The organism is Pseudomonas sp. NFACC13-1 (genome assembly GCF_900104425.1).
Taxonomy (GTDB): domain Bacteria; phylum Pseudomonadota; class Gammaproteobacteria; order Pseudomonadales; family Pseudomonadaceae; genus Aquipseudomonas; species Aquipseudomonas fluorescens_AA.
The window spans coordinates 94,246-105,639 of sequence record NZ_FMXV01000023.1; the positions used below are offsets into that span (position 1 = coordinate 94,246).

Here is an 11,394-nt window from a genome sequence, read left to right on the forward strand (position 1 = left end):
AAGAATGAGGAAATCCATGCGTCATGAACACGCTGGGTTTTAACAGCACAGTGAAGGGATGGCGATGCACGGGTTAGGCTTATAAAGCCATTCTAATATTATCCGCTCTCCATTTCCGGTCACTGTCCCCACTCTGCAGCACGCGCCTATAATTAGGGTCATTGTAATTAGGTGGTGCTTCTCCAGGGTTCGGTGGCATGATTCCTAGTTTTCCTGTTGATTTAAAATAACTCGGCGGATTAGAAGGAAAGGGAGCAGTAGCAGCGTATGGATCGCCAGACCCTCCCGACGCTGAGGATACAGAAAGCCGGGGAGCAGTAGCAGCGTATGGATCGCCAGCCCTTCCCGACGCTGAGGATACAGAAAGCCGGGGAGCAGTAGCAGCGTGTGGATCGTTAGTCGGTCTCGGCACATTGCCTGTAGGGCGAGAAGCAGTTCCAGCGCGAGACCGTGGATGCGCAACGGGCATTCTATTCGGCGCTGGGGTCATCCTAAATGCCGCCACGCCTGAACCAATCGACGCCACCCCCGCTACCGAAGCAATGGCGATAAATACAATGCGAGCCGTGTTGTCGTCGATGAGAGCTGCACTAACACTTGCGGAGGCAGCTATAACACCTAAAAGCAAGGCGCCCAACGCCGCGTTAACAACGAAGTGCCCCGTAGGGTCTACCTCATCGAGCGGCCTCTGGCTGTATGCATACCCATTGAGCCCCCCCTTGCCGAATGGACTCCAGCTGTCCGGGCTATTGAATCGCATGAGCACCGGGCTATACACCCGGTAACCCTTTCCCAGCATATATCCTCCGGTCTGAGCCTCCCTCAGTTCACCATTGAAACCCAGTTCGGTACTGATAGGTTGTTCGGCGCTACGATGGCCATAAGGGCTGTAAGCAAGAGAATGGGTTGAGTCGGAGCTGACTTCATTCATTACACTGTTGGTGAAATTACCGGCCAGTAACAGCGTGTTGTCGCCCTGACGCTCTGCCAATAAATGGTCATCGCCGCGCATGAAGGTACTGCTCCGCTCCCCGTCCACAAGGTTGGCGATGTGATCGCCCTTGTAAAAATGTTGCTGGGAACCGCCACCGTCATCGTTATTGGATAACCGGTCCAGCGGATCATACTGGAAGTTACCCGTTTTGCCCGATCCGGACTCACTCACACTGAGCAGCCGATTAAGCGCGTCATATTCCAGGACTCGGCCTTGCTCGTCTTGAATCAGGTTACCGTTGGCATCATAGGAAAGCACCAGCTCGTCTGGATGCCCCGCATCCCCTGAGTGGGTGACTCGACTCAGCTGGGTAGGGTCTTGCGGGTTTTCATAATGATATTCGGCTATGTTGTTTTTTCCATCGACCGTCTCTGTGATAACGATGATCAGATTATCCATCGCATCGAAGATAAAGGTTTGCCCCGAGAGCCTGTTGCCATACGGATCAATCGGCGGTTGGCTGCCCGCACAGGTATACGTCTCCAGGCGTCCACGAAGATCATAGGCATAGGTTTCGTCACGCAGCGTCTGGGGGCCTTCGGTCAAGGTGCGTCGCACGAGACAGTCAAACTCGTCGTATACCTGATCCAATACCTGGATAACACCATCAAGATCGAACGTACGCTTTGTTTCACGATGAAACTCATCGTATTCAAGGCTGATACCAAGGGTTCTCGCCGGTGCGCCGTCGACGATGTCCTGCGTGGTGATGCTAGCGACACGCCCCAAGGCGTCGTAAGTGAAGGCCGACGAAGTCGTCCCCAAGGATGTACGCTCCAATCGACCTTTAGGGTCATATTCATACTGCTGTATTTGATCGAGCACATCGGTATAGCTGAGCAAACGACTGCGAAAACTATACTCGTAGGCCATCGCGAAAGTTTGCCCATCCGCTTCAACGGTTTCGCTCTTGGGCTCGCCAAAACTGAAATAAGTACGTGCCAGTGTCCGCCCGCCTACGCTGGCCTTCGTCAATCGCGCGTTGGCCGGGTCATACTCGTAGTTACAGATGTCCCCACCTGAAAGTTGGCGACGCAGAGGTTCATCACTCAACTGTGGCCTGTACTGGTATTCGACCGTTTGACCACTGGCGGGGGTCACGGTCTTAGGTCGGGTCTGCTGCGGATCGTATTCATAGCGTTGCAAACGCCCTCCGGTGACCGACTCGGTCATGCGGCCCAGCCCGTCGAACGTTTGCGTTCCCAGTTCCTGTCCATCCACGCTGATGCGTGTAGGCCAATCTTCAGCGCTGTGCTCGGCATATTCGCGCACAATCCTGGCACCTTGAGGCAAGATGGTTTGCGTCATACGGTCGAAAGCATCATAGCTGTACTCGGTAACGCGCAACGGAGCCCTGAGGCCCAACTCTTCCTTCACCGACCGTCCCAACCCGTCATAACTATACTTTTGCCGACTGATTACGCTTTCATCCAAGGCCAGACGCTCTGTCTGGACAGGCTTTTCAAACAGGTTGAGACGCGTTTCAGTGATCCCGCTGAAGTGGACCTTCGTCAAATCCTGCTCCCAGCTTCGTTCAATCGGGCCTGACCAGTTTCGATCGCCAATCGGGTTGACTTGCTTATAGCGCTCCACGCCGTCCGAGCCGATCTCGCAGAAGGGCTGATTCCAGTCGTCGAACAGAAACCGTGTCTTGAAGGGTTTCTCCTGCGCTCCCCACCAATCGTATTCGGTCTGTTCGATCAGGTTCCCGAAAACATCGTACTGGGCGGCGTAGGTTTGGCGCATTGTCGGTTGGCTGCTGTCGGCATCGTTGCGCTCTTCGTAAACCGCCCTGTTAAGCCCATCGAATGCCGTCACGGTCTTCACACCCTTGACGTCGAACAACCATTGCTCGGCCCGTTGCCCAATGCTGGCGGAGAGATAATATTCATAATTGCGCGTTGCCTTGTAGAGTGGGTCGTTCGGTGCCACGGTTTCACTGGTGACCCGATTCAGCACATCGTAAGTGCGGCTTATCTCTACGTCATTGTCGTCGCGCTCAAGCAGCGACTCGCCGTTGAGTAGCGAGCTTTCCAATGTAATGATTTTGTGCACCTGATCGAAGTCTGTCGTCAGCGTTTCCACTGTTTGCAGAACCGTCTCGTCGGCCAGGGTGCCCATCGTCACCCCGTACGTGTAGTCGGTTATCGTTGCTTTTTCATTCAAGGCAACCGACTGGCGCTTCAGGCGTCCATGCACCTCATGCGCCTGCGCGTCATCCTTGTCGTGGTAGTACTCATAGGTCGTGCTACGTAATTCCACGATGGCGCCGGGAGCCGTTCGCGTGAGCGTTTCACGTTCGAGCGCCAGCCACGACGAACGTCCGCTGCCGTCCAGCGATGGATACAGCACGTAGCGATAATCGGTCCGCAGGGTCGGCGCACCGGCCACATAGCCAGGAGCGGGCGTCTGGGTTTGACTTTTGAGATTGCGCACGAAGCCATCGGGGTCTTTCGGGCAGCCATCTTCGCCGTCCTTATCGTAGTAAAAACTGGTTTCGACAACACCTGTGGGATGGGTCTGAACCCACAGATTGCCGTAGCTGTCATAGGTGCTGCTGGACTTTTCGCTACGTAATTGGCTACCCAACCGCCAGCGGTGGGTGACCTCGTGAGGGAGTTGAAACCAGGCCGGCTGGCCATCGAACCCACCGGGGATCTGACCATACACAGTCTCGACCTCCTGCTGTACGGTGTTGCGCGTCGTGGTCTCCAGGGTGAGCAAGTGAAACTGGTTGAAGGTACGTTTGATACGCTGGACCTCCACCCCTCCATTCATCAGGTGCTCGGTGCAACCGTAGGCGTAATGGCTGCCAGTGAACTGATAGAGGTTATCCAACCCTTCATCGTTCCAGGTCAGCGCCAGATTGCGACCCAGGAAATTATTGGTCTCCAGGTAGGTCGAACCGTCGGTGAAACTGTAATGCGTTTCTACCATGGGCTGTCCGCTGCCAGGGAACACCCGGTGTTCTTTCACCCGCGGTATGGGCTGACGGCCACTGCCGGTGGGAAACTCATGGCCCTGCGCGTCATAGACCACTTCTTCCCGCCCGCCCAGTGGCGTTTCCACCGACACGATGCAGGTGTATTCGCCCACTGGCCTGTAATTCAGACGCCAGGCAACGTTCCGACCCGCTTCGCTCGGCAAAGTAATGACGTTGACGTACTTCTCTGTGCCGGAATCCAGCGTCATCGAATAGCGCGCCAACGGCGTGCCGTTGGCGCCGGCAGTGGGGTGCAGGTCCAGGATGACGCTGCCCTCCTGACGGTCTACCTTCAGCAAATCGCCGCGCTCATCACTGATGCTCGCAAGCCGGAAATCATGGGCACCGAAGGGCAAGTACCCCAGCGTCACCGCATGACCTTCCGGCGCGATCATCCGGACAGGCAAGGCAACCGCATCGTCTCCCCGGCCATAGACCCTGAGTTCTTCGACCAGACCGGACTTATGCACCAGCCGGTAGAGTTGATCGTCGTCTTTATCACGGTAAAAACGGAAGGTGTTGAGCTTTTTCTCTTTCATCAGAAGCTCGACCAGAAGCCCTTCCTCCCGTTGCGCCGTAACCTTGTAACGCTCGCCGCTGCTCAAGGTCAGGATTTGCCGCTGAATCCGATATTGCGATTGCTGCAAGTTCCAGCCGGTGCCGTAACCGCTGTCATGACGGTTCATGGGATTGAAGCCCATGGCCAGGGACAGCAGCGGACCGTTCAAGTAGTTGGGTTTGAATTCGGGAAAGTTGATGGAAAAAGTGTATTGATTGGTTCGAGGATCAACCCCGCCCGCTACGTAACTCATGAAATTGAAAGCGTTGGAATGTACCGCCGTGGAGTCGGTCATGATTGCCACCTCTGGAAAGAAACAAACTCAGAAAACCACGCGCCAATATTGAGTAACCTTGAGCTTCCCAACCGCTTGCTTTTAGATTTCACCACCAAAAGTGAGCGCCAGGCAAGCATGATTAACTTGCAGGCGTACCTGGCCATATATAAAGACAGGACAGCTTACCTTCGACAGGCTTATTATTTTTGTTTTTCCCCTCTACAAACATCACTCCCGGCTTGAGAAGTTGCCCTGGTATCGCCGATGCCACTATACCCGGAAGTGAAATCAAGGATGTATTAGTAGGGTCAATATAGGTCTTCACCATATAGTACCAGTCCCCCGTATAAGCCGACCCTGTCTCTCGGCAGTCCTTTTCCGAACCGAAGGCAATCCTCACGGCAGACTCCACATTGTCGAGGGTAAAAAAGCTGTACACATCATTCTTGCAACCATGATATTGCATATTATAGTCTTTATATGAAGCGGGAATAGCAATAACGCATGTGTCACCAGGATCCTCTATACTACCTTTTTGATATAGCTTAATACTTCCCTGAGCCAGAACGACAGTCATCGCCTGAACGGCAACAATCAGCAATCCGGCGCTTATTTTCGTAAAAATATTCATTCTCAGTCACCTATAAAGTTCGACCAATCATGGACGAAGGGAAAGATCATAAACGCGTATTAGTCAGAAAGTTACGATGATAATAGGTACCCTTGGGCTTGAATGAAATTCTCTGTTTGTGAAGATTGCCGTTTTTGTCTCGCAAGGCAACCTTCAAATCTTGATCCAACTGCGGACGCGGATGGACGCGAGGCCTAATGAACGGGATGTTATCGTTTCGACACAGTAAAACAGCAAAGGTGAAGGGTTCATACCACTTGGATTTGGCGACATCCAGGAGCCGAGGGTCTTTTACAACATCAGGCATGAACTCATCGAAAGCCACCTTGTTTTTTAAGTCATTATTTCCAGTACTATCTTCAAAGTAATAGCCCAGCCAACTAAACATAGTCTCCTCCAGCTTTTCGCTTTCCCAGCGAATGGAAGACACATTAATAAATTCCGGAACACCCGGTTCTAATTGATCGGGAGGTAGCCATTCGAGCATGATAAAGTCCTGCCCCCTGCACTTGAACGTCCACCAATCCTGGCTGTTAAGAATCAAATCGAAGTCAGCGTTATCATTGCCCGGTTCGCCTCCGCTGCCACCGGCTATGCGCTCCCGAGTGAGATCATATACAAACTCTGCGGGCTTCACGGACCTGACGGTGATTCGTTTACCGATGCCCTCTTCCCCCTCTTTCGCTGTATCGACCCACTGACCACCGCCATCGGCGCTGTCCTTCTGAAATCTGGCATGCAGCGTTGCGGTGCTATTGACGGGCGCAACGGAATGAAGATAGAAATCCTGCTCGACCAGAGAATCATTTGCTCGCAGAGCGTCGGCATTCGGTGCTTGACCGGGGCTACTTGGAATGGCCAGATCGAAGTAAGGACTCAGAATTTTATGCACTTGCAACTCTTGTTTCGCCCCCGGATCGACTCCCAGGTCCTCCACCGGTATAAAAGGCAGCTCCTCACCATTTTTGTAGACTAGGCGCATGCTTGCCAACTCCGTCAAACTCAGTTTGTAGTACTTGAGCTCTTCGTCTATTGGATCCCACACACCATTGGTCTGGGTACTGACTTGAACATTAAGTTGCTGGTAACCATTGGCCAGTACATTACCTTGCGTTTCCAGCTCCGGCCCACCCACCACTTTGATCGTGAATAGGGCCAGGGGGAGTTCCCAAGTCGGATCCGGGTCCTGCTGTTTTTCGCCAATCACGCTGTAGCCCCGGAAAAACACCACGCCGTTACGTACGATTTCGCACAACACCACGCTCGTCTGCTCCACCCCTTGCGGTGGGGCGGTGTAAAGCCCTTCGTCCACGCTGCCGACACCACTGACCACTCGCCACCGCCGCGGCACCTGCGGCATCAGAGCAACATCGTGGTTCAATTGCACCGTATTGGCGGCGTTGAGACGCTCCACCACAGCCGGCTCGACGCTTAAAAACGACTGGGCATTGTCCAGCAGCAGGGTAGATTGCGTTGTTTTGACGTCAGCACCGAGCGTCTCGCACAGCACCTTCTGAATTGAGAAGCCCTTGAGTTCAGCCTCGGCGCTGGCCACGAACCGCCACTGCGTGTCGGCAACCCTGGTCAGGCTGCCTTGTAGCGGCGCAAGCAGGCTGCATCGGGCTTCCTGCGCCATCGCGGTCGCGTTCAATGTAACTGCGGCAGGTGCTTTCTCGAGCAAATGGGTGACCAGTTTCGGCGCGATTTCCACCTCGCTGTAGTCCACCCTGAGCAGCGTCGAGGCCGTGTAGGTTTTACCGTTGTTTTCATAGGTAGCCGTCACCAGCACACGCAACGAGCGGTAGCCAATACGTTGCGGCGACACCGCCCTATACAAGCCATTGTCTATGGTACCGTGCCCGTCCTCGGAGTGACTTTGCAAGCTGACGGCTTCCCACGTTTTGGCCGTCAGCGTCCTGCCTTCCCAATCGAGCAGCCGGAATTGCTGTCGCCCCCCGGCCTCGATGACGGGGAACGCAGGTTCCAGGCGTATGCTGGTCTGTGCGGGGCTGATGCGACCAAACGACACCAGGTCATGAGGCGTGTGTTGCGCGACTTCTTCGTAGAAATTCAGTCCGGGGAAGGATAGATGTGCCGGTAGCTCCACGTTGTTATTGCTGGCATACCTCAGCATGTCCCGGGATAACACCCACAAGGCGGTGTATTTGCGATCACCACCAGGATTGGTGTCACCGGGCATCAAGTAAGGGAAGTCGGCACCGAGTTCTTGCCCCGGGCCATTACCTGCCAATAGTTCGATCAATGCAAGCACCACACCATCGCCTTCATTTGCCGCACCTCTGACCTTCGCCCCGGGTGCAGCCTGGGTCCGTAGGCGGAAACGCCTTGGGGCAAGCCCGTGGTAGCCCTTAAGGCCGATTCGTCCCAGCTGAAACACGGTCTGGTCCGACGACAATTTGTCAAACTGCTCTTTAAAATAGACACCGAGGCGCTCTGCGTGCTCTCTGCCCAAGAGATCGCAGGTAAAGGTACTGGCCCCCTTCAAATCCATCGTGATACGGCCTTGCCGGTCGACTTCAGCCACCACCAAGAACAAGTTGACCTTCATCGTCAGGGTGAAACCCTGCTGTTCGGTGATGTACCCCGTGGACAATAGAGCGTCCGAAGCGCCCACTCGAGAGTGCCACGTCTTGATTTCCCCGCCCACGATATTCATCGTCACCGTAGCGCTGGAGTCCGCTAAGGTCGCACTCTCGAAAGATACCTTCGGCGCACCGAGAACGATTGATTTAACCTCGACAGACTGACCCTCAGGCGCGTTAATGGCAGTGCGACCATTCAAATAGGGTAAGAAAGTGAATTCTTCATAGCGCGTTACATATTGCTGCTCCAGAAGATAATTAATGCGAAGGCGGTCGCATATGAATAATGCATCCCAGCCCCGGGTAATCAGTCTACCCTGCATAAGCGCAAGAACTTCATTCAACGTAGCCATGGTAAACCCTCTTCCAATAAAAGGATCAATTACAAACTCAATGCACGAATGACCGCACCTGAATCGGCTAACGGTAATGGCACGATGGTGTAACCTTCAAATAGACCAAGCACGGGTTCAACCCATTTTGCGCCAATGACGACGCAAGGTTGGGCACTGGGTCCGCCTTCACGATACAACCCCGTATCGCTGTCGATTTCTCCGGGGCCTCCGAAGGGGAGGAACCACTCCGGCTCGATGGAATTGTGGTTAATCGTGGCTCGCAACTGAAGTTCACCTTCGGCGGAAGATTCAAGATCGGGTTTTATAACCATCATCGTGTTTTTATGTTGTGCCACCACATAACTAGACCATGTATTGCCGCTGTCTTCATCGGTCACGTTGATTTCATCGAAAACAAAGGTGGCCTCACCCGTGATCTCGTCGGCGGCAATATAGTCGTATCCACCGGTGACAGGATTGGGGACCAAATCTCCACTTTCGCCCGGTACCCGATTCTTTATTTCCCACGTCAATGGTCCGCCACCGATGGAGCCCGCCAAAAACGAAATGCGTTCCAGCGGGTTGCACACTTCAATAACGGGATTGACCACAAGACTTCCCCTGATCACCGTTACTACGACCACACTTCGCTCGTCACTGGCCTCATCATGGGCAATGACCAGTACCTGAAGAGGGGCTGCGCCCAGTGTATGGGCCGGCGGTGCCCGATACTCCCCTTCAGGCGTCATCCTTCCAGGATCCAAAGCACCCGGCGCCTCTACCGTGAAACTGACTCCGGGAGCGGCCGGTTCCACCTCGAACGAAACAATTTCCCCAGGCAATAACAGCGTTTTCGGCGCACGGATCGTGAACGAGGCGCTGGAGGAAAGAACCCGGCCAAAGTCGACATAATCCTGTGGGAGCGCCACGACTTCCGATTGCAACCGGTGGGCACCCGCCAGGTCTACATCCGCCAAAAAACCTTGGGTACCGGTGGCCGTCAGGCATTCGGCGTACTGCTCGATCAACGCGGTTTTAACCGCATGCCCGATAAACGCCACGATCCGGTCGCGCAGGAGTTGCGGTGTGTTATCCGGCAGGCCACTGATGTACGTCACGTCCGGCGTCTGCGTGCGTGGCACAAATAACTCGGCACCGACTTCGTACGGCGCGAACTCATCGACCATCATCCGGAACACCTGCTCAAGGCTGAAGCTGAACGTCACCGTAAAAGAGGTCCATCCCCCCGTGCTGCCCTGGAGCCGATAACGCAGTGGCACATCGGCCCTGGTTTGCCAGTGCTGAACGGCCCGAGTCAGTTCAAATTCGGCCGTCAGTGGCTGAGCTCCTTGCACCAGCGAGATATCAAAAGTGTCACAGCCAAAGTCGTAAAGATTGTCCTTATAATCGCGAGCCGTAATGGTCAACTCGCCCGAGGTGGCTTTCATGCCTATCACACGTCCATCGTCTTCCATCAGTTCGAAGTGATTGCTGCCAAACATGCTCAACAGTGCCCCACCGAACGCGGCCCGATTGATCAGCCTGGACGAGAACAGCGCGGTGCTGGCGTAGTCCTTATCGGCGTCATTGGCGATCAGGTATCGGTATTCGCTCGGTTTGTTGCCGGGCCTGCCCATCGCCATGGTTTGATAAAACAGCAACGCCCCTTCGCCCGCGACCTCGCCGCTCGATTGAGTGCCCACATCAATGGACTTGATACACAGGAAAGGATTTTCCTGATCCGGGAACCTGGCCAACAGAAATACGGAACGTTCATTGGCCAAGGTTTCAAATTGCGCCTTGAAGAACTTGCCGCCAGCGACCTGTTCCTCCAGTACCGGCGAACTCGTCAGCCTGAGCTCTTCCGCCAACGTCAGGTCCAGCACGACCTGCGCATCGCGTCCGGCTGCTGGCTCTTGGAAAGTAACCGGTTGCTCGTCTGTGACCAACTTATAAGCATTAAGTGGGCTAAAGAGAAAAACCGACTGGATAAGCTGTTGATCAATTTTTTTTTGCGTGATCACTTCTTGGCCGCTGCTCACTTGCAGGGATAAACCCACGGCATTCGATACATACGACGTTGATGGAAAGGAAATCTCGGGATAACTCAATGAGCACCCGATCAAGTGATGGGTAAGCGGAGTATCCGGCACTTCGTAACTTCCGGTGATGCCATTCAGGCTTATGCCCTGGCTTAATCGGAGTGCATGGTCTTTTTGTAGCGCCTGGTTCACCGAATGACCCGACAAGGCAAACAATGCATCCCACTCGCGCATCTGGCTGGTGCCCTGCATCCAGCCTAACAGTTCGGTTACCGAAAAACTGGCCATCGCTACTTTCCTCATTTAATAAATGGGTTGCAAGCAAGTCGTTATACAGATCAATAAGCCAGGCCTGTCTCGCCATCAGTCTCGGCAACACTCAGCGGCACATCGGGAATATCGAGCAAGGGCAGCGCGAGCAGTAGATGACCTTCTAGAATACCCAGAGGCCCCGCGTCATAGGACGCTCTGATGAACACGAAAGCCTGCGGGGCCATTTCGTCAACCTGATAGACGCCTGGGGTTTCGCTGTGCCATGAGCCGGGGCCGTTGAATTCAATACTCCATTCAGCATATTGGGTTAAATCCATGTTATTGAATTTGGCTCTTAAAACGACTTCTATCAATCCTTCAAAGCTATCAGGGGCTTGAATGGTGATCCCGGGATTTGTCTGTGTAACCACCATGTAAACCGACGCCGTATACCCCTTATAAGTCGCCACGAGTTCATCCATCACATAGGTTTTCCCTTCGACGACGTCTTTATTCGAGACATAGGTGTAAACGCCATTATTGGTTTCGATAGAACCGCTCTCCCCCGGAACCGGGTTGTTGATGACCACCGTAGGCGCAGGACTGTCCTCATCGTCCTTCAGATAGCCAAGCTTTAACGGTACACGCTCGTCTAAATTGCAAATCTGAATCAGTGGATTGATCGTCAAGCGCGAGCGCACTACCGTCACCAAGGCAG

The 11,394-nt window shown here is 54.1% G+C and carries 4 protein-coding genes and 1 pseudogene; all 5 read right to left on the bottom strand.

Annotated elements, in window-relative coordinates:
- Positions 1–79: 79 nt before the first annotated feature.
- Positions 80–4,831: an RHS repeat domain-containing protein gene (locus BLQ55_RS23940; protein ID WP_092257563.1), complete on the bottom strand. Its 4,752-nt coding sequence runs from the start codon at positions 4,829–4,831 to the stop codon at positions 80–82.
- A gap of 121 nt (positions 4,832–4,952) precedes the next feature.
- On the bottom strand, positions 4,953–5,444 hold the full coding sequence (locus BLQ55_RS23945) for a hypothetical protein (RefSeq protein WP_092257566.1): 492 nt from the start codon (positions 5,442–5,444) through the stop codon (positions 4,953–4,955).
- A gap of 46 nt (positions 5,445–5,490) precedes the next feature.
- Entirely contained in the window at positions 5,491–8,400 is a 2,910-nt protein-coding gene (locus tag BLQ55_RS23950) for a hypothetical protein (RefSeq protein ID WP_092257569.1), read from the bottom strand.
- A gap of 29 nt (positions 8,401–8,429) precedes the next feature.
- Positions 8,430–10,712 (bottom strand): hypothetical protein, encoded by a 2,283-nt coding sequence (locus BLQ55_RS23955; protein WP_092257572.1) that lies wholly within the window; start codon positions 10,710–10,712, stop codon positions 8,430–8,432.
- 50 nt (positions 10,713–10,762) lie between these two features.
- A pseudogene (locus tag BLQ55_RS23960) lies at positions 10,763–11,394 on the bottom strand (hypothetical protein); the annotation flags it as partial.

Coding starts and splice junctions, on each gene's coding strand:
- BLQ55_RS23940 (WP_092257563.1), bottom strand. CDS start 4,831: ATGACCGACTCCACGGCGGTACATTCCAACGCTTTCAATTTCATGAGT.
- BLQ55_RS23955 (WP_092257572.1), bottom strand. CDS start 10,712: ATGGCCAGTTTTTCGGTAACCGAACTGTTAGGCTGGATGCAGGGCACC.
- BLQ55_RS23945 (WP_092257566.1), bottom strand. CDS start 5,444: ATGAATATTTTTACGAAAATAAGCGCCGGATTGCTGATTGTTGCCGTT.
- BLQ55_RS23950 (WP_092257569.1), bottom strand. CDS start 8,400: ATGGCTACGTTGAATGAAGTTCTTGCGCTTATGCAGGGTAGACTGATT.